The 21564-nt window shown below is 68.3% G+C and carries 16 protein-coding genes; 7 read left to right on the forward strand and 9 right to left on the reverse strand.

Annotated elements, in window-relative coordinates; translation table 11 throughout:
* Window positions 1–62: 62 nt before the first annotated feature.
* The 3 genes from PKE78_RS16200 to PKE78_RS16210 all read left to right on the forward strand — a co-directional run bounded on the left by PKE78_RS16200 (window position 63) and on the right by PKE78_RS16210 (window position 2441).
* On the forward strand, window positions 63–749 hold the full coding sequence (locus PKE78_RS16200) for a GntR family transcriptional regulator (protein ID WP_271201933.1): 687 nt from the start codon (window positions 63–65) through the stop codon (window positions 747–749).
* A gap of 118 nt (window positions 750–867) precedes the next feature.
* Entirely contained in the window at window positions 868–2010 is a 1143-nt protein-coding gene (locus PKE78_RS16205) for a BMP family ABC transporter substrate-binding protein (RefSeq protein WP_271201934.1), read from the forward strand.
* On the forward strand, window positions 2007–2441 hold the full coding sequence (locus PKE78_RS16210) for a GlcG/HbpS family heme-binding protein (RefSeq protein WP_271201935.1): 435 nt from the start codon (window positions 2007–2009) through the stop codon (window positions 2439–2441). Before PKE78_RS16205 ends, PKE78_RS16210 begins: the two co-directional genes overlap by 4 nt.
* Here PKE78_RS16210 and PKE78_RS16215 read toward each other — a convergent pair.
* The 9 genes from PKE78_RS16215 to PKE78_RS16255 form a co-directional block, all read right to left on the reverse strand.
* Window positions 2438–4384 carry an AI-2E family transporter gene (locus PKE78_RS16215; RefSeq protein ID WP_428981280.1) on the reverse strand — a complete coding sequence of 649 codons (1947 nt, stop codon included), beginning with the start codon at window positions 4382–4384 and terminating at the stop codon, window positions 2438–2440. The genes PKE78_RS16210 and PKE78_RS16215 overlap by 4 nt on opposite strands.
* 164 nt (window positions 4385–4548) lie before the next feature.
* Entirely contained in the window at window positions 4549–5352 is an 804-nt protein-coding gene (locus PKE78_RS16220) for a DUF72 domain-containing protein (protein WP_271201937.1), read from the reverse strand.
* On the reverse strand, window positions 5352–6041 hold the full coding sequence (gene purQ / locus PKE78_RS16225; protein WP_271201938.1) for a phosphoribosylformylglycinamidine synthase subunit PurQ: 690 nt from the start codon (window positions 6039–6041) through the stop codon (window positions 5352–5354). The genes PKE78_RS16220 and purQ overlap by 1 nt, the downstream gene beginning before the upstream one ends.
* 22 nt (window positions 6042–6063) lie before the next feature.
* The gene (locus PKE78_RS16230; RefSeq protein ID WP_271201939.1) at window positions 6064–6618 is read right to left on the reverse strand and encodes a hypothetical protein; all 555 of its coding nucleotides are present in this window, start codon (window positions 6616–6618) and stop codon (window positions 6064–6066) included.
* A gap of 8 nt (window positions 6619–6626) precedes the next feature.
* Window positions 6627–6869 (reverse strand): phosphoribosylformylglycinamidine synthase subunit PurS, encoded by a 243-nt coding sequence (purS, locus tag PKE78_RS16235; protein WP_271201940.1) that lies wholly within the window; start codon window positions 6867–6869, stop codon window positions 6627–6629.
* 32 nt (window positions 6870–6901) lie between these two features.
* Window positions 6902–7483 carry a hypothetical protein gene (locus PKE78_RS16240; RefSeq protein ID WP_271201941.1) on the reverse strand — a complete coding sequence of 194 codons (582 nt, stop codon included), beginning with the start codon at window positions 7481–7483 and terminating at the stop codon, window positions 6902–6904.
* A gap of 89 nt (window positions 7484–7572) precedes the next feature.
* Complete coding sequence (gene purC, locus PKE78_RS16245; protein ID WP_271201942.1) at window positions 7573–8376, reverse strand: phosphoribosylaminoimidazolesuccinocarboxamide synthase; 804 nt, start codon at window positions 8374–8376, stop codon at window positions 7573–7575.
* Window positions 8377–9179: 803 nt separating this feature from the next.
* Window positions 9180–11249, reverse strand: coding sequence for a glycogen debranching protein GlgX (glgX, locus tag PKE78_RS16250; RefSeq protein ID WP_271201943.1), 2070 nt, complete (start codon window positions 11247–11249; stop codon window positions 9180–9182).
* A gap of 116 nt (window positions 11250–11365) precedes the next feature.
* Entirely contained in the window at window positions 11366–11656 is a 291-nt protein-coding gene (locus PKE78_RS16255; RefSeq protein WP_271201944.1) for a DUF2934 domain-containing protein, read from the reverse strand.
* 114 nt (window positions 11657–11770) lie between these two features.
* Between PKE78_RS16255 and PKE78_RS16260 the strand changes: the two genes are divergently transcribed.
* The 4 genes from PKE78_RS16260 (at window position 11771) to glgX (PKE78_RS16275) (ending at window position 21563) form a co-directional block, all read left to right on the forward strand.
* Window positions 11771–13771 carry an alpha-1,4-glucan--maltose-1-phosphate maltosyltransferase gene (locus PKE78_RS16260; protein WP_271201945.1) on the forward strand — a complete coding sequence of 667 codons (2001 nt, stop codon included), beginning with the start codon at window positions 11771–11773 and terminating at the stop codon, window positions 13769–13771.
* On the forward strand, window positions 13771–17082 hold the full coding sequence (gene treS, locus PKE78_RS16265; RefSeq protein WP_271201946.1) for a maltose alpha-D-glucosyltransferase: 3312 nt from the start codon (window positions 13771–13773) through the stop codon (window positions 17080–17082). The genes PKE78_RS16260 and treS overlap by 1 nt, the downstream gene beginning before the upstream one ends.
* A complete protein-coding gene (glgB, locus tag PKE78_RS16270; protein WP_271201947.1) occupies window positions 17079–19265 on the forward strand; it encodes a 1,4-alpha-glucan branching protein GlgB in 2187 nt (728 codons plus the stop codon). Before treS ends, glgB begins: the two co-directional genes overlap by 4 nt.
* A gap of 159 nt (window positions 19266–19424) precedes the next feature.
* Window positions 19425–21563, forward strand: a complete 2139-nt coding sequence (glgX, locus tag PKE78_RS16275) for a glycogen debranching protein GlgX (RefSeq protein WP_271201948.1) — start codon at window positions 19425–19427, stop codon at window positions 21561–21563.
* Window position 21564: the final 1 nt, after the last annotated feature.

Here is a 21564-nt window from a genome sequence, read left to right on the forward strand (position 1 = left end):
GTATACGAGACGATCGCGCCGGGGCCGTTGCGGCCCGAGGTGCGGGCGCTTATGCCTGACTCATGTCAGCCTCCAGCCGCGCCGATCTCACCTACCAGTCGCTCCGGCGCGCCATCATCGAACAGGCGGTCAAGCCGGGGGCGAAGCTGCGCGAGGACGAGATCGGCGGCCATTTCGGCGTGAGCCGCACCATCGTCCGGGCGGCCCTCGCCCGGCTGCACGCGGAGGGGCTTGTCGACATAAGGCCAAAGCGTACGGCGACGGTCGCGGCCCCCACCGCCGACGAGGCGCGCGCCATTTTCGAGGTCCGGCGCTGCCTCGAACGCGAGGTCGTCGCGATCCTCGCACGCTGCTGGAGCGCGTCGGCCAAGGCCGCCCTCCTCGCCCATATCGAGGACGAGGACACGGCCGGCCGGCGCGGGGATCACGCCGGCGCCGGCCGCCTCGCCGGCGAGTTCCACATCGTGCTGGCGCGGCTCACCGGCAACGCGCTGCTGGAACGCTACGTCTCCGAAGTGGTGTCGCGGAGTTCGTTGATCCTTGCGGTCCACGGCCGCGCGCACCGGGCGGACTGCTCGACCGCCGAGCACCGCGGCGTCGTCGCGGCGCTCGACGCGGGCGACGAAGAGCGCGCCATGCGGCTGATGGCCGAGCACCTGCAGGCGGTCATCGGCCGCGCGCTTCCGGACCAGGCCTCTCAGGACGAGCCCTCGCTCACCGCCGTGCTGGCGCGCTACGGAGCGCCGTGAGCCGCGGCGCCTAGAACCTGCGCGAACGGCGCCCATATTGTATTCTTGATCGTAATTTCATGTATACAATAATGACCCTCGACCGACGCCGACGGGGCGTCCCGAGCGAGGGCGGAGCATGGCGGATGCAGCATGGGGGCGGCTCCTCGCGGGCCAGCAAGATCGTCGCGCGTTCCTGAAGCGGAGCGCGGCCGCCGTGGGCGTCGCCGCCACCGGCCTTGGAGCCGGCCGCGCGCTCGCGGCGGGCGAGGTGACGGTCGGGGTCGTCTATGTCGGCCCGAAGGACGATTTCGGCTGGAACCAGTCGCACGCGGTCGCGATCGAGGCGCTCCGTCGGACGCCGAACGTGCGCGTGGTCGAGGAGGAGCGCGTCCCCGAGAGCGTGGACGTCGTCAAGACCATGCAGTCGATGATCGAGATCGACGGCGCCAACCTGATCTTCGGCACCTCGTTCGGCTACTTCAACCCGTTCATGATCGACCTCGCCAAGGCCTATCCGAACGTGCAGTTCCGCCACCCGACCACGCTCTGGAGCGCGGACAAGCACCCGAAGAACCTCGGCGGCTATTTCGCCTCGCTCGACCAGGCGCATTACGCCTCGGGCGTGGCGGCCGGGCTGTCGTCGGCGAGCGGAAGGATCGGCTTCGTCGCGGCTAAACCGATCAGCATCGTGCTGCGCTCGATCAACGAGTTCACCCTCGGCGTGCGCAAGTCGAACCCGAACGCCACGGTCCAGGTGGTGTTCTCAGGCGACTGGTCGCTGCCGGTGCGCGAGGCCGAGATCACCAATTCTCTGATCGACTCCGGCTGCGACCTGATCGCCTGCCACGTCGACAGTCCGAAAGTGATCGTGCAGACCGCCGAAGGCCGCGGCGTGAAGACCTGCGGCCACAACGCCTCGCAGGCCTCGCTCGCCCCCAAGGGGTTCGTCACCGGCGCGGAGCTCAAGTACGAGACCATCTACAAGGGCTTCGCGGAGCTGCTGAGCAAAGGGCAGCCGTTGCCGAACACGCTCGTCGGCGGCTTCGACAAGGACATGGTGCGGCTTACCCCGTTCGGCGCCGGCGCTCCGGACGCGGCGCGCAAGGCCGCCGACGCGGCGGTCGCCGACCTTAAGGCCGGCAAGCCGATCTATGTCGGCCCAATCCGCGACAACAAGGGCGCCGAGATTGTCGCCGCCGGCTCCAGCCTCGACAACTACGCGCCGGAGCTCGACCAGAAGGCGTTCCTCGTCGAGGGCGTCAAGGGCTCGCTGTCGTGAGCGGACAGCCGCCCGCCATCCGGAGCGCGCCGAAACTTACCCACGCCGGCGCGCTCGCGATGATCGGCGCCGCGGTCGCTCACGCCGAGGCGATCGGCGCGCCGGTGATCGTGGTGATCGTGGACGAGAGCGGCGTCGATCTCGCCATGGCGCGGATGGACGGCGCCAAGTTCCTGTCGATCGAGACCGCTCGGTCGAAGGCGCAGACCTCGGCGTCCCACCGCCGACCGACTCCGAAAATACCCGCCGACATCGCGACCGGCCTCGCCTTCGCCTCGCACGGCCGGATCACGCAGATGGCGGGCGGGCTGCCGATCATGATCGAAGGCCAATGCGTCGGAGGGATCGGGATCGGCTCCGCCTCCGACGAGGACGACATAGCGATCGCCACGGCGGCCCTCGCCGCCATCGGCGCCGAGACAGCGTTTTAGGCGCTACGCGCGGCGAGCAGCGCGGGCGCCGTCGAGACCGCGGATTCGCCGGCCAGGTCCGGCGACTTGCCCGCTGCGAGGCAGAGCGCGACGACCTCAGGCAGACTGCGGCCGACCGCGTCGGCGCCCGCCCGGCGCGCGGCGCCGGCGACGGAGTCCTCGCCGCCCCAGCAACCGAGCACGACCATCGCGCCCGGCGCGCGGCGGCGAACCCGCCGCACCGCCAGCCTGAGATGCGCCTCGCCCGGAGCGAGCGCCACGATGCAGATCACCAGCCGGCCTTCTTCTCCCGCCGCCGAGACCAGATCGTCGGTCTCGAGCGTGGCCGCGACGTCGTGCTTTTCCAGCACCTGCCGCACCATGCCGGCGGCCGCCTGGTCGATGGCTCCGACGGCGCCGAGGCATCGCACGACCAGCGGAGGCGGCCCGCCGGCGTCGGGCAGCGACGCCGCCGAGGCGTCCGGCGCCGCGCGATCGACCGCGTCAGCGGCTTCAGCGTCGTCCGTCCGCTCATGCGCGGCGGCGGTTGGATCTTCGTCGTTCCACGCGTCGAGGTCTTCGACCAGTTCGTCCGCCGCGGCGCGGACGGTCGCGATCCGGCGTTCGTCGAGCGCGCCGCGCACGGCGTCGCGGCTCGCAAGCATCAGCCCTGGCAGCGCCACCTCCTCGTAATAGGAGGAAAGCGACCGTTCTCGCAGGAACTCCTCGGCCTTTTCCGCCGCCTCGGCGGGATCTCCGACCAGCATGCGCTGGTAGAACAGCTCGGGCGGCGACAACGATGGCCGGTCGCCGAACATCACGTCGAGGAAGCGCAGCGCGTCCACGTGACGGCCGAGCACGACGAGGCACACCGTCAGCGGCGTCGCCAGAACGAGCCCGATCGGTCCCCAAAGCGCCGTCCAAAACGTCGCCGCAACCACCACCGCGACCGGCGACAGTCCCGTGCTGCGGCCGAAGGCCAGCGGCTCGATGATATGGCCGACGATCGGCTCGGTGATCACGAACAGCAGCGCGGTCCAGGCCAGCATTGTCCAGCCAGGGTCGACAGCCGCGGCCAGCGCCATCGGGAAGATCGCCGAGATGATCGCGCCGATATACGGCACGAAACGCAGCACCGTCGCGAGCACGCCCCAGAGCGGCGCACTCGGCACGCCGATCAGGGCAAGCCCGCAGCCGATCGCGACGCCGAAGGAGACGTTGATCGCAAGCTGCGTCAGCAGCAGCCGGCTCAACCTCTTGGCGGCGTCGTCGAGCGCGGCGGTGGTGCGCTGGATGTCGTTCGCGCCGGCGAGGCTCATCAGCCGGTTTCGCAGGTCCTCGCGCTGCAGCAGGATGAAGATCACGAAGATCAACACGATGCCCGTCGTCGCGAGCGGGTGGATCAGCGGCTCGATGATCGCCTGCAGGTTCTGCAGCGGGGTTGGCGCGGGGGGGTGGATTTCGACCGGCATAGGCCGATCCGGTTCAGCGTTCGCGGGCTTGCCGTCGGGGCCTATGGTCCGGCCCTCCGGCTGCGGCGCGTTCAGCTCCTGGCCGAGGCTCTGCAGCAGCTCCGCGGCGCGCTCCAACGTGCGGCTGCCGCCGGTCACCTCGCGGAGCGACTGCGCCTTCTGGCGCATGGTCGACTGGTACTGCGGCAGGTCCGCCGCGAGCTGTCCCACCTGGCCCGCGATCAGCGCCGAAAGGCCGAACAGCGCAAGGAAAGCGAGCAGCGTGACGCTCACCACCGCCGGCGTCCGCGGGACGCCTAGCCGCCGCGCCCGACTAACCAGCGGCGCTAGAACGAAGCTCAGCAGCAGCGCGAGCGCGAGCGGAATGAGCAGGTCGCGCCCCACATAGAGCACGCCCACCACGATCACCCCGATGATCGCGGCCGAAGCCGCGCTCACGAGCGGCCCGGAAGGCTCGAACCCCCTTCCGTGCGCGTCCGACGCATCCGACATTTCAGCTTATCCCCCAACACGCTTCGGCTTTCGCCGAGCGTACGCCCTCAGGGCTCGAACGCGTGGCGCGCCGCGTCGTTCCCGCATGAACGAGGCGGTTCGCGTAAGGTGAAGAAAGCATGACGCCGCGGGCGAGGCCTCGCCAGAAGCCGGCCGGACGGAGCTCAGCCGTCCAGACGCGCGATCATCGCCTGTGCAGCGGCGGGGTTCCGCACCTTGGCGCCTGAGATGAAGAAGGCGTAGACGTCGCGAAGCCCTTCCGGCGCCTTGGCCGCAAGCGCCGGCAGGTCTATTGGCGTCTCGCCCTTGGCGTAGGCCGCGAGCCGCTTGGCCCAGGCGTCCAGCTCTTCCTCGGCGTAACCGGTCTCAACCTCCTCCTGCGCACGCTCCAGCCGCAGGTATACGAAGTCCGCCGTGACGTCCGCGATCATGGGATGGTCCGGATCGTCGAGGACGACCTGCGCCACATCGGCCTCGGCCGCGCGCAGCATGTCCACGAAGCGCGGATCGCCGAAGCTCTCGTGACGCGCCTCTACCGCATGGCGCAGCCTGACGCCGTGGCGCTCGGCCGGAAGCAGCTTCAGGAAGCCGCCGAGGTCGTCCGGATCGAAGCGCTTGGTCGCGGGCAGCTGCCAGAGGATCGGGCCGAGCTTCGCGCCGAGCTCCGTCACGCCGCCGTCGAGGAAGCGCGCGACCGATTCAGCGCCCTCCGCGAGCACACGGCGCTGCGTCGCGAAACGCGGCCCCTTGACCGCGAACACGAAGTTTTCCGGCGTCTCCGAAGCCCACTTGCGGAAGCTCTCGGGCTTCTGCGCGCCGTAGAAGGTGGCGTTGATCTCGATCGCGGTCAGGCGCTCCGCGGCGTAGGCGAGTTCGCGCTTCTGAGGCAGGCCGTCCGGATAGAACGCGCCGCGCCAGGGTTCGAACGTCCAGCCTCCGATCCCGACCCGGATCGCTCCGGCCGCCATCACGCCGCCTTCGCGAGCCCCGCGAACATCGCGAGGCCGTCCACGCCTCCGACGGCCGCGTCGATCAGGTTCTCAGGATGGGGCATCATGCCGAGAACGTTCAGCTGCTCGGAATAGACGCCGGCGATGTCGTTGATCGAACCGTTGGCGTTGGCGAAGCCGCCGAGGTTTCCTGCGGCGTCGCAATAGCGGAACGCCACCAGCCCCTCGCCCTCGATCCGCGCGATCGTCTCGGGGTCGGCGAAGTAGTTGCCCTCGCCGTGGGCGCAGATGACCTCAATGACCTGGCCGGGCTTGTACCCGCTCGTGAAGCGGGTGTCGGCGCGCTCGACCTTGAGATGCTGGGTCTTGCAGACGAAGCGCAGGCCCTTGTTGCGGGTCAGGATGCCCGGCAGCAGTCCGCTCTCGACCAGAATCTGGAAGCCGTTGCAGATGCCGAGGACATGGCCTCCGCGGGCGGCGTGGGCGCGCACCGCGTCCATAATGGGCGCCCGCGCAGCGATCGCGCCGCAGCGGAGATAGTCGCCGTAGGAGAACCCGCCCGGCAGCACCACGAGGTCCGTGCCGTCGGGAAGCTCGGTCTCCGCGTGCCAGACCATGGCGGGCGTCTTGCCGGAGCCCGCCTTCAACGCCGCCGCGACGTCGCGCTCGCGGTTGGAGCCGGGAAAGACGATGACGGCGGCGTTCATGGCCTAAGGTCCTCGACGAGCGCTACTGCGTGATGTGGACCGAGGCGAGCAGGGCCTCGATCTTCGGCTGGTGCGCCGCCCAGCTCTCGGACGGCGTCACGCAGTTGAAGGCGACGTCGTAGCCTTTCGCGGCGACGAGGAACAGCCCGAAGCGCAGATTGCCGGGCGCGCCCTCGGCCTTCAGCTCGGCCCAGTGCCCCGCGTTTGGCCCGAAGCGCCTGGGCGTGAACGGAGCGACGTAGTCCGTCTTGAACTCTTTCGGCGCGTTGGCGAGCACGCCGTCGCCGAAGGCCTTTGCGGTCTCGTCCGGCAGGGTCACGCCCGGCCGCGCCTTCTCGTCGGCCCGCGTCTGGATGGTGCAGAACACGCGCTCGCCGCCGCAGGCCTTGTCGACGCATTTCACGCCGATCTGCCGCACGGTCTGGAACTTCTCCCAGCTGGCGCCGTCGGGCAGCAGTCGGAACGAGCCGTTCGGGCCGATGATGTCGGGCACCCCTTGCGCGGAAGCCGCGCCGGCGGCGAGCAGGAGGGCCGCCGCGGCGGCGAGGCCGCGCGCGAGGCTTGAGCTTTCGGTCATGATCGGGATCACCCCACGATGTCGTAGCGATAGCTCTCGATGACGGTGTTCGCGAGCAGCTTTTCGCACATGGCTTTCAGCGTGGCTTCGGCCTCGGCGCGGTCCTCGGTCGCGAGCTCGACGTCGAACAGCTTGCCCTGGCGCACGCTCTCGACGCCTGCGACGCCGAGGGAGCCGAGCGCCCCCTCGATCGCCTTGCCCTGAGGATCCAGAACCCCGTTCTTGAGGGTGACGGTGACGCGCGCCTTCATGACCGGGAGAACCTCGCTGGCGGTGGAGCGGACTACAATGTGGCGTCCAGCGCTTGCGCGATCTTCGCGGCGCTGTCGTCCCGCAGCTTGAGAGCAGCGCTCTCGCCCTTCGTCAACACCTGAACCGCCATCAGCCGCTTCGCCTTGGCGTCGAAGATCGTCGCCATCACGGCGGAGGAGCCGTCCGGGCAGCCGCCCGCGCTGTCGATCTGGACCCGGCTGTCGCTCAGCTTCTTGACGTCGTAGGTCTTGAACGCGCAGCCGGTGGCCTTCATCGACTCCTCGTTGCCGTATTTGAAGCTCGGCAGCGCGCCGTTCGGATCGGCGACGATCTTCTTGAGGTAATCGTCGCTCGGCTTGGCCGCGCTGACCCCGAGCACGCCGCGGCCGCCGCAGCTGTCCTTGTCGCAGATGTAGGTCACGCTCTCGCCCGTGGCCGAGTGCTTGGTCCACCCGGCGCCGACCTCGCCCAGCACCTTCTCGATGTTGATGGACGGTCCCGCATCGTCGGCCTCCGCCGCGGCGGGCGCGGGAGCCGGCGCTTGCGCGGCGACCGAGCCCGCGAACGCCACGCAGCTGACGGCGAGCGCCAAAGCCCTGATCTTTATGGGCATATTATTATCCTCCCTTCCGAAACGACGACGCCCCGCTCGGGGGAGCGGGGCGTCGGCAGTTCTATGAACGCGGCGTCAGAGACGCGCCATCAGTCTTTCGACGTCACCAGCACCGGACCGCGGCCATTGGGGACCTCGGACTCCGGCAGGATGCCGAGCCGGCGCGCGACCTCGGAGTAGGCCTCCACCAGCCCGCCCATGTCGCGGCGGAAGCGGTCCTTGTCGAGCTTGTCGTTCGACTTGATGTCCCACAGCCGGCACGAGTCGGGGCTGATCTCGTCGGCGACGACGATCCGCACCGTGTCGTTCTCCCAGAGCCGGCCGGTCTCCATCTTGAAGTCGACGAGGCGAATGCCGACGCCGAGGAACAGGCCGGACAGGAAGTCGTTGACGCGGATGGCGAGCGCCATGATGTCGTCGATCTCCTGAGGGCTCGCCCACCCGAAGGCGGTGACGTGCTCCTCGGAGACCATCGGGTCGTTCAGCGCGTCGTTCTTGTAGTAGAACTCGATGATCGAGCGCGGCAGCTGGGTGCCCTCCTCGATGCCGAGCTTCTGCGCCAGCGAGCCGGCGGCCACATTGCGCACCACGACCTCGAGCGGGATGATCTCGACTTCGCGGATCAGCTGCTCGCGCATGTTCAGCCGACGGATGAAATGCGTCGGCACGCCGATGTCGTTGAGGTTCTGGAAGACGAACTCGGAGATCCGGTTGTTCAGGACGCCCTTTCCGTCGATCACCTCATGCTTTTTGGCGTTGAAGGCGGTGGCGTCGTCCTTGAAATGCTGGATCAACGTGCCGGGCTCGGGTCCTTCATAGAGGACCTTCGCCTTGCCCTCATAGATGCGGCGGCGGCGGTTCATCGGCGTATACCGTGGCTTGAGGAAATCCATATCACCTGCCGGTTTTTCGTGTCTGACCGGATGGTCGTCGGTCCGGCGGCGCGCAGGAATCGGTCGTCTCCGTCCGGACGGAGACGCCATGCGCGCGGCCGGACCCTAGCCGATCAGGGGGGCAAGCACAACGAGAGCGGTGAAAGGGGCTGAGGCGATCGTGCCGGAGGCGCGCTGGAATCGCAGCGCCCCGCCCCGTCTCCCCGCGCGTCTCAGGCCGATGCGCGGAACGCGCCCGATCGCTCCGCGGCGGGGCGCCGGGGAGGCCGCTCGGTCGGGGCTTGCGAAACGACGGATGGAGGCACGGGAACGCCGCGACGCCTCTGAGTGAATTGCGCTTTGATCTGACGCCGCGGCGTCCCCATGCGCGGTTTTCGGCAGGATCGAGACGCTCTGGACACGCCCCGGTCGTAGTGCCGGGGGTATGACGTGTTGCCGACGGAGCATTCCATCTCCGCCCCACGATCCGGTTCCCGGGACAGGAGGGCCGGTCCCTCCTGGCGCAGGCTCCGCCCGCCTCCCGCGCCGCCGGACGGCCCGGCGACGCCTCCATGGATGGGAGACGGCAGAGACACGATGCCCAATCTTGCTGCGAACGGCAAGAAAAAATTCCTATAACCGCAACCGCTGCAGTCTTGCTTCGCGTGACGCGGGGTCTCTACGGCCTTCTTCGCGAGATAGCCCTCACTCGGCGCATTCGTGTCTCGGCGGCGAGGGGTGGAGCGCGACGCCCGGGGCGTCGACGCCGCGGGGGATGTTATCCGCCGCGGCGTTGCGCAGGATCCCTCGCGGCCGACCGCGTTTCACTCCAGCAGCAGCAGCGAGCGCGCCGCGACGTCGAAGGCTTCGCCGCCGGCGAGCTTGCGGGGGTCGTCGTCCGGGGCCGCGGTGTCGATCAAGGCCGACCATTCAGCGCCCCCGTCGCGTTCGGGCAGCGTGAAGGGCACCGCGCCGTCATGGGCGTTGAAGATGAGGATGACCTCGTCGTCCTCCGTCTTCAGCTTCAAGCCGATGCAGTCGGCGTTTCCGTCGCCCCATTGCTCGGCGGTCTGCTCGCCGCCGCCGGGGTTCAGCCACGTCACCTCCATGCCGTCGCGGAAGCTCGCGCGGCGCAGGATCGGGCGCTCCGCCCGCAGCGCGGTGAGGCGCTTGGTGAAGCCGAGCAGCTTCTCGTTGTTCTCGTTGAGGTCCCAGTGGACCCACGAGATTTCGCTGTCCTGGCAGTAGCCGTTGTTGTTGCCGCCCTGGGTGCGGCCGAACTCGTCGCCCGCAAGGATCATCGGCGTGCCGTGAGAGAACAGCAGCGTCGCCAGGAAGTTTCGCTTCTGCCGTTCGCGCGTGGCGACGATGCCCTCGTCGTCGGTCTCGCCCTCGACGCCGTAGTTGTAGCTGCGGTTGTCGGAATGGCCGTCCTTGCCGTCCTCGCCGTTCGCCTCGTTGTGCTTCTCGTTGTAGGTGACGACGTCGTGCAGCGTGAAGCCGTCATGGGCGGTGACGAAGTTCACGCCCGCCCAGGGCCGACGCCCTTGCCGGTCGTAAATGTCGCCGGAGCCGGTGACGCGGGCGGCGAAGTCGCCGAGATGGCCGGCGCCCGCCTTCCAGTAGTCGCGGACGTTGTCGCGGTACTTGTCGTTCCACTCCGCCCATCCCGGGGGGAAGCCGCCGACCTGATAACCGCCGGGGCCGATGTCCCAGGGCTCTCCGACCAGCTTCACGCCGCGCAGCACCGGATCCTGGCCGATCGCGTCGAAGAAGCCGGAGCGGGAGTCGAAGCCGTAGGTCTCGCGGCCCAGAATGGTGCCGAGGTCGAAGCGGAAGCCGTCGACATGCATCTCCTCGACCCAGTAGCGCAGGCTGTCCATCACCATCTGCAGCACGCGGGGATGGCTGATGTTGACCGTGTTTCCGGTGCCGGTGTCGTTGATGTAGTAGCGGTGGTTGTCGGGCAGCGTGCGGTAGTAGCTCAAGTTGTCGATGCCCTTGAACGACAGGGTCGGCCCGAGCTCGTTGCCTTCCGCGGTGTGGTTGTAGACGACGTCCAGGATCACCTCGAGACCGGCGTTGTGGAGCGCGCGGACCATGTGCTTGAAGCTTGCGAGCTTGGCCCGGCCGGATTTGTTCGGATCCCCGGCGTAGCGCCCCATCGGCGCGAAGAAGCCGATGGTGTTGTAGCCCCAGAAGTTCTTCAGGCCCTTGCCCTCGAGGTGCTGGTCGTCGAGGAAGGCGTGGACCGGGAGCAGCTCGACGGAGGTCACGCCGAGCGCCTTGATGTGGTCGATGACCTCTTTCTGAGCGAGGCCGTCAAAGGTGCCGCGCAGCCCCTCGGGCACGGCCGGATGCAGCATGGTGTAGCCGCGGACATGGGTCTCGTAGAACACCGTCTTGTCCCACGGGATGTCCGGCTTGGTGTCGCGCGTCCAGTCGAAGGCCGTGTCGGCCACCTCGCATTTCGGGGTGAACGGCGCGCTGTCGCGCTCATCGAAGGTGAGGTCCTTGTCCGCGGCGTGGAGGTCGTAGGCGAAGTGAGCCTCGTTCCATTCGATCGAGCCGACCAGGCTCTTCGCGTAAGGGTCGATCAGCAGCTTGTTGGGGTTGAAGCGGTGCCCCTCTTCGGGGCGGAACGGCCCGTGGACGCGGTAGCCGTAGATCTGGCCGGGATGCACCCCGTCGAGATACCCGTGCCAGACCTCGTCGGTGTACTCGGGAAGCGTGATCCGCTCGACCTCGTTCTGCTTCTCATCGAACAGGCACAGCTCCACCCGCTCCGCGTGGGCTGAGAACAAGGCGAAGTTCGTGCCCGCTCCGTCGAACGTCGCGCCGAGCGGGTACGGCCGCCCGGCCTCGGCCCGGCGGTTCGTCTTGATATCGCCCATGTAAGTGTCGCCTCGCCTGAAAGCGGACCGTGACGCCCGCGTGGTCCCGCCATCACAACGGCGGGAAACGAACGGCGTTCCAGCGTGATCGCGCGTTCAGAACAGGAAAAGGCGCCTCATTCCTTCGCCGCTTTGGGTTTTTTCGCCTTTTTCGGCTTCGGGACGACGGCCGGCGCGGACGCCGCCGCTTCGGCCGCCGCGCGCTTGGCGGCCAGCCCCTTAAGAATCTTGGCCCGCTGGGCCTTCGACATGGTTTTCTTCTTTTTCGGCGCCGCGGGCGGCATCCACTGTGCGGCGTAGCGCCGCTCCGCTTCGGCCCAGTGGTCGCCGTCACGCCCTTCGGGCCGGCCTTCCTCTTCCCAGATCCGGTACGCAAGCTCGCTGATCCGGGCGTCCCGATCGCTCATGCTCCGCTCCTTTAGCTCACCCTGCGGGGTTGTCGGACACAACCGCTGACCGACCTATGGGTCCGCTGCTGCACACCCAAAGCCGTCACAAACCGAATGACCGCGGAGAGACGCATGACCGACGCCCCCCTCGACGCCATCGAAGCCGCCCGCCGGCCAAGGATCGCGATCGAGGCGGTCTCCCCGACCGTCGACGGAGGGCGTTTTCCGGTCAAAACCGTAATCGGGCGGGGCATCGTGGTCGAGGCCGACGTGTTCGCCGACGGGCACGAAGTTCTGCGCGCCGAAGTCGTCTGGCGTCCCCGCGGCGCAAGCGATTGGCGCCGCGCCGAGATGGCCGAGCTGCCGAACGACCGCTGGCGCGCCGCGTTCACGCCCGACGCGATCGGGCGGCACGAGTTCGCTGTCGAGGCGTGGTGGGACGACTTCGGCACCTTCCGCCGCGACCTGACGAAGAAGCGGGAGGCCGGCCTCGACGTCGCCCTTGAGACCGACGAAGGCCTGATACTGCTGGAGGAAATCGCCTCGACCGCGCCCCAGCAGGCGGCGAAGGCGCTGGCGGACATCATCCTCGCCACGCGGGCGCTCGGCGTCTCGGATCGGGTCGCCGCGCTGCTGTCGCCGGAGACGCACGCCGCCGTCGAGGCCGCCGGCCACCGCGCGTTCCTGACGCGGAGCGCCGCCTACGGGCTCGAAGTGGACAGGGTCCAGGCCGCCTTCGCGAGCTGGTACGAGCTCTTCCCGCGCTCCGAGAGCGGCGATCCGACGCGGCACGGCACCTTCCGCGACGTCATCCGCCGCCTGCCGCAGATCCGGGACATGGGCTTCGACGTGCTCTACTTCCCGCCGATCCACCCGATCGGAAAGACCAACCGCAAGGGTCCGAACAACACGCTGACCCCCGGCCCCAGCGACGTCGGCAGCCCCTATGCGATCGGCTCGCCCGACGGCGGCCACGACGCGCTGCATCCCGAACTCGGGTCGCTCGAAGATTTCCGGGCGCTGGTGGCCGCGGCGGCGGACAGCGGTCTGGAGATCGCCCTCGACTTCGCCATCCAGTGCTCGCCGGATCACCCCTGGCTCAAGGACCATCCGGGCTGGTTCAAATGGCGGCCCGACGGCTCGATGAAATACGCCGAGAACCCGCCGAAGAAGTATCAGGACATCGTCAACGTCGACTTCTACGGCCCCGACGCGGTCCCCGGACTGTGGGCGGCGCTTCGCGACGTCGTGCTGTTTTGGGCTTCGGAGGGCGTGAAGACCTTCCGCGTGGACAATCCTCACACCAAGGCGTTCCCGTTCTGGGAGTGGATGATCGAGGAGGTGAAGCGCGAGCATCCCGACGCCATCTTCCTGTCGGAGGCGTTCACCCGTCCGAAGGTGATGTATCGACTGGCGAAGCTCGGCTATTCGCAGTCCTACACGTATTTCACTTGGCGCAACCACAAGGCCGAGATCGCCGACTACCTGACGGAGCTGACCACCACGGCGCCGAAAGACTTCTTCCGCCCGCATTTCTTCGTCAACACGCCGGACATCAACCCTTACTTCCTGCAGACGTCCGGCCGCGCCGGCTTCCTGATCCGAGCGGCGCTCGCGACCACGCTGTCGGGCCTGTGGGGCATGTACAACGGCTTCGAGATCTGCGAGAGCGCGCCGCTCCCGGGCAAGGAAGAGTATCTCGACAGCGAGAAGTACGAAATCCGTATCCGCAACTGGGCGCAGGCCGGCAACATCATTCCGGAGATCACGCGGCTCAACCGCATCCGGAAGGAAAACCCCGCCCTGCACAGCCATCTCGGCGTGCGGTTCTACAACTGCTTCGACGATCACGTGATCTACTACGGCAAGCCGCGCTTCGCCGAGGACGGCTCCGGCCGGATCGAGGACATGGTGCTGGTGTTCGTGAACCTGGACCCGTTTACGGTGAAGGACGCGCCTTACGAGGTTCCGCTGTGGGAGTTCGGCCTGCCCGACCAGGGGACGATCGCGGTCGAGGACCTGATGCGCGGCAACCGGTTCACGCTCACCGGCAAGCAGCACCGGATCCACCTTAATCCGAACGAACTGCCGTTCCACGTGTGGCGGCTGACGAACCTTTCGGGAGGAGCCTGATGAACGCCCCGGTCGCCCACGCGGAGCTCAAGCAGCCCAGCGGAACCGTCGTGTCGCGCGAAGGGATCGACCCGACGTGGTACAAGGACGCCATCATCTACCAGCTGCACGTGAAGTCGTTCTTCGACTCGAACGGCGACGGCATCGGCGACTTTCCCGGCCTGATCTCCAAGCTCGATTACATCGCCGACCTCGGCGTAAGCGTGATCTGGCTGTTGCCGTTCTATCCGAGCCCCCGGCTCGACGACGGCTACGACATCGCCGAATACAAGGGCGTCTCGCCGGACTACGGCACGCTCGCCGACGTGAAGCGCTTCATTCAGGAAGCGCACAAGCGCGGCCTGAAGGTGATCTCCGAGCTGGTCATCAATCACACGTCCGACCAGCATCCGTGGTTCCAGCGCGCGCGCAGGGCGAAGAAGGGCTCGGCGCACCGCAACTTCTACGTGTGGTCGGACAACGACACGCTCTATTCCGGCACGCGGATCATCTTTCTCGACACCGAACGCTCGAACTGGACCTGGGACCCGGTCGCCGGCCAGTACTTCTGGCACCGGTTCTACAGCCACCAGCCCGATCTGAACTTCGAAAACCCGGCGGTGCTGAAGGCCGTTTTCGGCGTCATGAAGTTCTGGCTCGACCTGGGCATCGACGGCCTGCGCCTCGACGCCGTGCCCTACCTGATCGAGCGCGACGGCACGTCGAACGAGAATCTCCCCGAGACCCACGACATCTTGAAGAAGATCAGGGCCGAGCTCGACCGCACCTATCCCGACCGGTTTCTGATCGCCGAGGCCAACATGTGGCCCGAGGACACCAAGGACTACTTCGGCGAGGGCGACGAATGCCACATGGCGTTCCATTTCCCGCTGATGCCGCGCATGTACATGTCGATCGCGCGGGAGGACCGCTTCCCGATCACCGACATCATGCGCCAGACGCCGGCTATCCCCGACAACTGCCAGTGGGCGATCTTCCTTCGCAACCATGACGAGCTGACGCTCGAGATGGTGACGGACAAGGAACGGGACTACCTCTGGAACACCTACGCCTCTGACAAGCGGGCGCGCATCAATCTGGGCATCCGCCGGCGGCTCGCCCCTCTGATGGAGCGCGACCGCCGGCGCATCGAGCTGATGAACGCACTGTTGCTGTCGATGCCCGGAACGCCCGTCATCTACTACGGCGACGAGATCGGCATGGGCGACAACATCCATCTCGGCGACCGCGACGGCGTGCGGACGCCGATGCAATGGTCGATCGACCGCAACGGCGGCTTCTCGCGCGCCGATTTCGCGTCGAACGTGCTGCCGCCGATCATGGACCCGCTCTACGGCTATTACGCCGTGAACGTCGAGGCGCAGGCGCGCGATCCGCACTCGCTGCTGAACTGGACCCGCCGCATGCTCGCCACGCGCCGGCAGCACGCGGCCTTCGGGCGGGGAACGATCCGCTTCCTGTTCCCGTCGAACCGCCGCATCCTCGCCTATCTGCGCGAGCATGACGGCGAGACGATCCTGTGCGTCGCCAACATGGGGCGCAGCCCGCAGGCGGTCGAGCTTGAGCTGTCGGAGTTCGAAGGCCGCGTGCCCGTCGAGCTGACGGCCGGCTCGGTGTTTCCGCCGATCGGCCAGCTCACCTACCTGCTGACGCTGCCGCCCTACGGCTTCTACTGGTTCGTGCTGACGACCGCGCAAGCCGCGCCAGCCTGGCACACGCCGGCGCCCGAGCCGTTGCCCGACTACGTGACGCTGGTGCTGCGCGCCGGCGTCGACGACGCCATGCAGACCGAGGCGCGCAAGACGCTCGAGACGGCGGTGCTGCCGGCCTATCTCGCCAAGCGCCGCTGGTTCTCGGGGAAGGACCAGAAGCAGATTCTTCCGCGCATTAAGTCGCTGACCCGCCTGCCGTCGCGCGGGCAGGACATCGCGCTCGTGGAGGTGGAGGTCACAGGCGGTGCGGAGCCGACCCGATGGCTGCTGCCGCTTGCGGTCGTGTCCGAGGATGAGACGCTCACGGCTCTGCCCAGCCGGCTCGCCCTGGCGCGCGTCCGCAAAGGCCGCGAGGTGCACCTGCTTACCGACGCCTTCGCCCTTCCAAGCTTCGCCTTCGCGATCGCCCGCGCGCTCAAGGACGGCTCCGCGATCCCGACCGCGAACGGCGAGGTCCGGTTCGAGAAGGCGGAGGGCGTCGAGATTCCCGCGCTCCCGGACGACGCCGAGATTCTCTGGCTGTCGGCGGAGCAGTCCAACTCGTCGCTGATCGCCGGCGACCTCATGATGATCAAGCTGCTGCGCAAGATCGCCCCCGGACGCCACCCGGAAGCGGAGATGGGCCGCTATCTCACCGAGCAGGGCTACGCCGCCGCGGCGACGTTCCTCGGCGAGATGGTGCGCGTCGACGCCGACGGACAGCGCGCCACGCTCGCAATCGTCCAGGGTTTCGTGCGCAATCAGGGCGACGCCTGGAGTTGGACGCTCGACCACCTGACCCGCGCGCTGGACGACTTCGGGGCCCGCGGCGGAGGCGCGATGTCGGAGGACCACCGCTTCGGCGAATTCACCGAATTCGCCGCGACGCTTGGGACCAGGCTTGGCGAACTGCACGCGACGCTTGCGCGGCCGAGCGAGAACCCGGACTTCGACCCGCGTCCGGCCACCACCGCGGATGTCGAGAGCTGGAAGACGCGCGCGCTGTCGCTGATCGACGACGCGTTCCACGCGCTGCAGGCGAAGCCCGGCTGGGACGCCGAGGAGCAGGGCCGGCGCGCGGCCTCGCTGGTCGCGCGGAAAGGGGCGCTCGTCTCCGCGATCGGCCGCCTCGCAGAGGCGGGGGTCGGCACGACCGTCAGCCGCATTCACGGCGACCTGCATCTCGGCCAGATCCTCGTCGCGAGCGGCGACGTCGTGTTCATCGACTTCGAGGGCGAGCCCGCGCGGCCGCTCGATGAACGCCGCGCCAAGGCGAGCCCGCTCCGCGACGTCGCGGGCGTCATGCGCTCGTTCGATTACGCCGCGGCGATGGTCGGACGCAACGAGCAGGCGTCCGCCCATGTGGGCGGTCAGCGGCGCGAGGAGTTCCTCGAGCGCTTCCGCGCCGACGCCGAACAGGCGTTCCTGTCCGCGTACCGCACCAGCATCGAAGCCGCCGGCGGCGGCGTCTCGACGGAGCTGCTCGACATGTTCCTGATCGAGAAGGCGGCCTACGAGATCGCCTACGAGGCCGCGAACCGGCCGGCCTGGATCGACGTTCCGCTCGGAGGCCTGCACGCGCTCGCCGCTCGGCTGGCGCCCGAAGGAGATTCCGCATGACGCTCACGACCACGCTCGACCGCGCGACGCTGGAAGCTCTGGCGCATGGGACGCATGCCGATCCGTTCGCGGCGCTTGGGCGCCGGGACGACGGCGCCGGCCCCTATGTGCGCGCCGTGCTGCCGGGCGCCGAGGCCGCCGAGGTCGTGGCGCGTTCGGACGGCGCAGTGGTCGGCACGCTCGCCGAGATCGACGGCTCGGGCGTGTTCGAAGGACCGGTGCGCGGCGCCGATCCGTACCTTTTGCGCGTCACCTGGCCGGGCGGCGTGGTTCACGAATCCGAAGACCCTTACGCTTTCGGACTTCTGCTGGGCGATCTCGACCTGCATCTGCTCGGCGAGAGCCGCCACTTCGAGCTCGCGTCCGCGCTCGGCGCGAACGCGCTGACGATCGACGGGGTCGCGGGCGTCCGCTTCGCGGTCTGGGCGCCGAACGCGCGCCGGGTCGCGGTCGTCGGCGACTTCAACGCCTGGGACAGCCGCCGCCATCCGATGCGGCTGCGCCATCCTTCGGGCGTGTGGGAGCTGTTCGTGCCCCGCATCGGACCGGGCGAACGCTACAAATATGCGATCATTGGAGCTGACGGCGCGAGACTGCCCGACAAGGCCGACCCCGTCGCCCGAGCCAGCGAAAAGGCGCCGGCCACGGCCTCCGTCGTCGCCTCGCCGGAGCCGTATGTCTGGACCGATGGCGACTGGCTCGCCGGGCGCGACGCGCGCCACCGGCCGGATGCGCCGCTGTCGTTCTACGAGGTCCACCTCGGCTCCTGGATGAAGCCCGACGGCCGCGAAGTCGACTGGGCGTTCGCGGCGGAGAAGCTCATCCCTTATGTCGTCGGCATGGGCTTCACCCATCTGGAGCTCCTGCCGGTCAGCGAGCACCCGTTCGGGGGATCTTGGGGCTACCAGCCGCTCGGGCTGTTCGCGCCGACCGCGCGCTATGGCGCGCCGGAGGACTTCGCGCGCTTCGTCGACGCGGCGCACGCGGCGGGCGTCGGCGTCGTGGTCGACTGGGTGCCGGCCCACTTTCCGACCGACGCCCACGGTCTCTACCGCTTCGACGGCACCGCGCTCTATGAGCACGCTGATCCGCGCGAGGGGTTCCATGTCGACTGGAACACCGCGATCTACAATTTCGGCCGCAAGGAGGTGCAGAACTACCTGATCGCGAGCGCGCTGCACTGGATCGAGGTTTTTCACGTCGACGGGCTGCGCGTCGACGCCGTCGCCTCGATGCTCTACCGCGACTACTCCCGCAACGCCGGGGAGTGGGTCCCGAACCAGTATGGCGGACGCGAGAACCTCGAGGCCGTCCAGTTCCTGCAGCACCTCAACGCGGTGGTGCGGGAGCGCGCGTCCAGCGCGATCATGGTGGCGGAAGAATCGACCGCCTGGCCCGGCGTCACGCGCACGACCGAAGAAGGCGGCCTCGGCTTCCATTTCAAGTGGAACATGGGTTGGATGCACGACACGCTCCATTACATGGAGCAGAATCCGATCTACCGTCAGTACAACCATGACGGGATCACCTTCGGGCTCGTCTACGCTTTCTCCGAAAAGTTCGTCCTGCCGCTCAGCCATGACGAGGTCGTGCACGGCAAGGGCTCGCTGCTGGGCAAGATGCCGGGCGACGCTTGGCAGAAGCTCGCCAACCTGCGCGCCCTGTTCGGGCTGATGTGGACCCATCCCGGCAAGAAGCTGCTGTTCATGGGCTGCGAGGTGGCCCAGGGGCGCGAATGGAACCATGACGATCAGGTCGACTGGGGTCTGCTTGACGACCCTGGCCACGCCGGCGTCCAGCGCCTGATCCGCGACCTGAACCGCATCTACGTCGGCGATCCTGCGCTGCATGGCCGCGACGCGGAGCCAGAGGGCTTCCGCTGGGTCATCGGCGACGACCGCGCCAACTCCGTGTTTGCCTTCCTGCGCCTTGGGCCGGAGGGGACGCCGCCGGTTCTCGTGGTCGCCAACATGACGCCGGTGCCGCGCAGCGACTATCGCGTCGGCGTGCCGACCGCAGGGTTCTGGAGCGAGATCGTCAACACCGACTCCAACCTCTATGGCGGCTCCAACCTGGGCAACGGCGGCGGCGTGGCGACGACCGACGTCGCAAGCCATGGCGAAGCGCAGTCGCTGCTGCTGACGCTGCCGCCGCTGGCCGTCGTCGCCCTGCGGCTCGCCTGAGCCCCGCATCGGCGGGGGGCGCGACCTCGTGTCCCGCCGATCCGCCGCGACCGACGGTGATCCAAGCGTCAGAATGAGACGGGCAGGATCGCGCCGCTCGGCGGACGCGCGCTTTCCGCGCTAAGCTCCGCCGTCGTCCCGATTTCATTCCCGAGGCTCATGACCACGAAGCTCGAACCCGGCTCCCCCTACCCGCTCGGCGCGACCTGGGACGGGCTCGGCGTGAACTTCGCCGTGTTCTCCTCCAATGCGGAGCAGATCGACCTCTGTCTGTTCGATCCCTCCGGGCGCCGCGAGATCGCGCGGGTCGCGCTTCCGGAGAAGACCGACGAGGTGTTCCACGGCTACCTCGCCGGCGCCCGCGCTGGCCTGCTCTACGGCTTCCGCGCCCACGGCCCCTACGACCCGCAGCACGGCCATCGCTTCAACCCCAACAAGCTGCTGCTCGACCCCTACGCCAAGCAGATTTCCGGCGAGGTGCGCTGGTCGGACGCGCTCTATGGCTACCGGCTGCACAGCCCACGCGGCGACCTGTCCTACGATCGGCGCGACAGCGCGCCCGGCATGCCGAAGGCGATCGTCACCGACGACGCCTTCAACTGGGGCGACGACCGGCCGCCGAACGTGCCGTGGTCGGAGACGGTGATCTACGAGGCGCACCTGCGCGGCCTCACGATGCAGCGCCCCGACATCCTGCCGCACGAGCGGGGCACCTTCGCGGCCCTCGCCAGCCCGCAGATGATCGAGCATTACAAGCGGCTCGGCGTCACCGCCGTGGAGTTGCTGCCGATCCACGCCTTCGTACAGGACAGGCGCCTGATCGAGCAGGGCCTCAGGAACTACTGGGGCTACAACACGCTCGGCTTCTTCGCGCCGGAACAGCGCTACCTCTCGGATGGCTCGCTGACCGAAATCAAGGTCGCGGTGCGCCGGCTGCACGCGGCCGGGATCGAGGTGATCCTCGACGTGGTCTACAACCACACCGCCGAAGGCAGCGAAGAAGGCCCGACGCTGTCGTTCCGCGGCCTCGACAACTCGAGCTATTACCGTCTGGCGCGGGAGGACCGGCGCTACTGCGTCAACGACACCGGCACCGGCAACACGGTCAACGTCAGCCATCCGCGCGTGCTGCAGATGGTGATGGACAGCCTGCGCTACTGGGTCGATGCCTACCATGTCGACGGCTTCCGCTTCGATCTCGGCGTCACGCTCGGACGCGAGGAAGACGGCTTCGATCCGGGCTCCGGCTTCTTCGACGCCATCCGTCAGGATCCCGTGCTCCAGCGCGTGAAGCTGATCTCGGAGCCCTGGGACATCGGCCCCGGCGGCTACCAGCTCGGCCATCATCCGCCCGGCTTCGCGGAGTGGAACGACCGCTACCGCGACAGCGTGCGCCGGTTCTGGCGCGGAGACGGCGGCCAGCGGCCGGAGATCGCGGCGCGGCTCGCGGGCTCGTCCGACCTGTTCGACCGGCGTTCGCGCAAGCCCTGGGCGTCGATCAACTTCGTGGCGAGCCACGACGGTTACACCCTCGCCGACGCCACCTCCTACGAACGGAAGCACAACCTCGCCAACGGCGAGGACAACCGCGACGGCCACGGCGAGAACTACTCCTCGAACTGGGGCGTCGAAGGCCCGACCGACGACGAGGCCATTCTCGACATTCGCGCCCGCGCGGCCCGCGCGATGCTCGCGACGCTGCTGTTCTCCAGCGGTACGCCGATGCTGCTCGCCGGCGACGAGTTCGGCCGCACCCAGAACGGTAACAACAACGCCTACGCTCAGGACAACCCGACGTCGTGGGTCGACTGGACGCTCGCGGCCTCTCCGGCCGGACGCGACCTGACCGCTTTTGTCGCGCGCCTGATCCGGCTGAGGGCCGCGCACACGATCCTGCGCTGCAAGAACTTTCTGCACGGACGCGAGGAGCCCGCCCCCGGCGTGCTCGACATCGCCTGGTTCGACGAAGCCGGGCTCGAACTCACCGCAGGCGCCTGGAACGATGGCGGAGAACGGACGTTGACGCTTCGCCGCGCCACGCGGGGCGCCGGCGGCTCCGCTCCGATCCTGACCCTGATGCTGAATCCCACTGCCGACGACCGCACGTTCCGGGCGCCTCCGCCCGCGTTGCCGACGACGGTGCTTCTCGACACGGCGGCGCCGGACGCGCCCGAACGGCCGCTCGAAGGCGACACGATCGTGGTCGCCGCCCGAAGCGCAGTGCTGCTTTACGCCGTGGCGTCGTCCGGACGCCGCCGGAACCACGCCCCTCCACCGAACGACCTGACTGGAGAATGAC

This window comes from Methylopila turkensis (genome assembly GCF_027922325.1).
GTDB lineage: Bacteria > Pseudomonadota > Alphaproteobacteria > Rhizobiales > Methylopilaceae > Methylopila > Methylopila turkensis.

Bases quoted from the DNA above. Each gene is read 5' to 3' on its own strand.
- PKE78_RS16205 (WP_271201934.1), top strand. From the start codon at position 868: ATGGCGGATGCAGCATGGGGGCGGCTCCTCGCGGGCCAGCAAGATCGT.
- purQ (WP_271201938.1), bottom strand. From the start codon at position 6,041: ATGAACGCCGCCGTCATCGTCTTTCCCGGCTCCAACCGCGAGCGCGAC.
- PKE78_RS16200 (WP_271201933.1), top strand. From the start codon at position 63: ATGTCAGCCTCCAGCCGCGCCGATCTCACCTACCAGTCGCTCCGGCGC.
- PKE78_RS16240 (WP_271201941.1), bottom strand. From the start codon at position 7,483: ATGCCCATAAAGATCAGGGCTTTGGCGCTCGCCGTCAGCTGCGTGGCG.
- purC (WP_271201942.1), bottom strand. From the start codon at position 8,376: ATGGATTTCCTCAAGCCACGGTATACGCCGATGAACCGCCGCCGCCGC.
- PKE78_RS16260 (WP_271201945.1), top strand. From the start codon at position 11,771: ATGACCGACGCCCCCCTCGACGCCATCGAAGCCGCCCGCCGGCCAAGG.
- glgX (WP_271201948.1), top strand. From the start codon at position 19,425: ATGACCACGAAGCTCGAACCCGGCTCCCCCTACCCGCTCGGCGCGACC.
- PKE78_RS16220 (WP_271201937.1), bottom strand. From the start codon at position 5,352: ATGGCGGCCGGAGCGATCCGGGTCGGGATCGGAGGCTGGACGTTCGAA.
- glgX (WP_271201943.1), bottom strand. From the start codon at position 11,249: ATGGGCGATATCAAGACGAACCGCCGGGCCGAGGCCGGGCGGCCGTAC.
- PKE78_RS16215 (WP_428981280.1), bottom strand. From the start codon at position 4,384: ATGTCGGATGCGTCGGACGCGCACGGAAGGGGGTTCGAGCCTTCCGGG.
- glgB (WP_271201947.1), top strand. From the start codon at position 17,079: ATGACGCTCACGACCACGCTCGACCGCGCGACGCTGGAAGCTCTGGCG.
- PKE78_RS16255 (WP_271201944.1), bottom strand. From the start codon at position 11,656: ATGAGCGATCGGGACGCCCGGATCAGCGAGCTTGCGTACCGGATCTGG.
- PKE78_RS16230 (WP_271201939.1), bottom strand. From the start codon at position 6,618: ATGACCGAAAGCTCAAGCCTCGCGCGCGGCCTCGCCGCCGCGGCGGCC.
- purS (WP_271201940.1), bottom strand. From the start codon at position 6,869: ATGAAGGCGCGCGTCACCGTCACCCTCAAGAACGGGGTTCTGGATCCT.
- treS (WP_271201946.1), top strand. From the start codon at position 13,771: ATGAACGCCCCGGTCGCCCACGCGGAGCTCAAGCAGCCCAGCGGAACC.